This is a genomic window from Mesorhizobium sp. M0276 (assembly GCF_040321755.1).
GTDB lineage: Bacteria > Pseudomonadota > Alphaproteobacteria > Rhizobiales > Rhizobiaceae > Mesorhizobium.
The window spans coordinates 1-999 of record NZ_JAMYSC010000153.1 but is presented as its reverse complement, the minus strand read 5'-3'; the positions used below and the strand labels follow the sequence as shown (position 1 = coordinate 999).

General features: G+C 57.9%; 1 protein-coding gene and 1 pseudogene. Both read left to right on the top strand.

Annotation, left to right across the window (positions count from 1 at the left end; translation table 11 throughout):
* The first annotated feature begins 57 nt into the window (after positions 1 to 57).
* Positions 58 to 630: an anti-phage BREX system Lon protease BrxL gene (locus tag NKJ01_RS36215; RefSeq protein ID WP_352735380.1), complete on the top strand. Its 573-nt coding sequence runs from the start codon at positions 58 to 60 to the stop codon at positions 628 to 630.
* An 18-nt stretch (positions 631 to 648) separates the two neighbouring features.
* Positions 649 to 852 (top strand): annotated as a pseudogene (locus tag NKJ01_RS36210) (SMC-Scp complex subunit ScpB); the annotation flags it as partial.
* Between the last annotated feature and the right edge of the window lie 147 nt (positions 853 to 999).

The window sequence follows — 999 nt, the reverse complement described above, 5'->3', positions numbered from 1 at the left end:
CGGCAACCTCGGTCTGCTGAGCGGCGAACGAACGAGCCCGCAAGCGTCGTCCGATCAGTGCCTTGTACCTTCCGATGGCGGTCTCGATCAGAGCCGCTTACCCTGCAAGACAACTACGTTCGTCCGGACGAGGCAAACGCCGCACAGTCAAAAGTGGCGACCAAAGGCAGCCATCGCTTCATCGACAAGGTCCATGTTCGCTATGTTGAAAAGGAAAAGCGGCACTGGGCCTCACTCGAAAACTTTAATTCCCAGCGTATCGCCATCGGCGAGAAATTCTACCGTGACAATGACCGTCTCGTTGAAGGGGGTATCTGGGCTGAGGTCACTCTCACGCACAACGATATCGAGGAAGACAATTACGCTTTCTATATCGAGGATTTGCGCCCCATCCAATTGTCGCGCTTCGATTTCAGCCGCTATACAGCCGGTCGCGGAGAATTTACACGGGACGAGTGGCTAGATGCGATCGTCGATCTCGCCGAGGGTTTTGACGCCTTCGTACCCTGGGCGGCGGAAAACAGGTTTGTCGATCTCGGGATCGATCGTCTCAACATCGAAAGACCAAGCAAGGGAGCAAGCTCTGCGCGGGTCAGGTCCTTGTCCTCGCGTGCCTTGCGGATGAATTGAGCTATTCTTTCGGCCGCGAGCCCGCAGCCGGGCGCGCCTTACAGCTATGTGACGACCAAGAATTTTCTCTCGCAGTTCGGGCTCGACACGCTGCGCCATCTGCCGGACTTCGAGGCGCTCGAGGACGCAGGGCTGCTGTCGAAGGAAAAGTTGCTGGCTGGCGGTATTCCAGCCGGTTTGGCTAACGGGGAGGGCGAGGACGATGTCATTGAGGACCAGTGAGCAGGGCGTTGTCGCGTGCGACCACAGTGACGTCGATGACTCAGGACCAGGACGACTGATGGTGCGGCAGCCGGTTATCAGGGTCGTGAACCGCGACATGATCGCCGTCGACAAGGTTGGCTGGAAAGATCACCAGGTTGGTGCCAC